Origin of the sequence: Pseudomonas viridiflava (assembly GCF_001642795.1) — a bacterium.
Lineage (GTDB): Bacteria > Pseudomonadota > Gammaproteobacteria > Pseudomonadales > Pseudomonadaceae > Aquipseudomonas > Aquipseudomonas viridiflava.
Genome location: NZ_LKEH01000040.1, coordinates 1 through 447 on the forward strand (window position 1 = coordinate 1; position 447 = coordinate 447).

Genomic DNA, 447 nt, shown 5'->3' on the forward strand with positions numbered 1-447 from the left:
ACTGATTCGATCCGTTTGATACGAAAGGGTCTGCTGCACGATCAGGTGACAGGTTGAGTCACGCAGCCTGAGTGGCTGGTGTGGTCATGATGGTCTCGTATTCTATGGGGGTCAATCGGCCGAGCCCGACTTGGCGGCGTCGGCGGTGGTAGGTCCTTTCGATCCAGGTGACGATCGCGATCCTGAGATCGTCACGGGTGCGCCAGGGGCGGCGGTCCAGGACGTTCTTTTGCAGTAGAGAGAAGAAGCTCTCCATGGCGGCATTGTCGCCGGCCGCAGCGACGCGGCCCATCGAGCCGACCATGTGATGGCGGCTCAGAGCACGGACGAATTTTTTTGATTGAAATTGCGATCCTCTGTCGGTGTGGACCACGCAGCCTGCGACGAAATCTCGGCGGGCGACGGCGTTGTCGAGCGCATCGACCGCGAGCCGGGACTTCATCCGAT

Annotated in this window: 1 protein-coding gene; it reads right to left on the reverse strand. The window is 60.4% G+C overall.

Annotated features, from left to right (window positions below; all coding sequences use genetic code 11):
• Positions 1–58: 58 nt before the first annotated feature.
• Positions 59–447: integrase core domain-containing protein (locus AO065_RS27505; RefSeq protein WP_238381514.1), on the reverse strand; the 389-nt coding region annotated here is incomplete at its 5' end.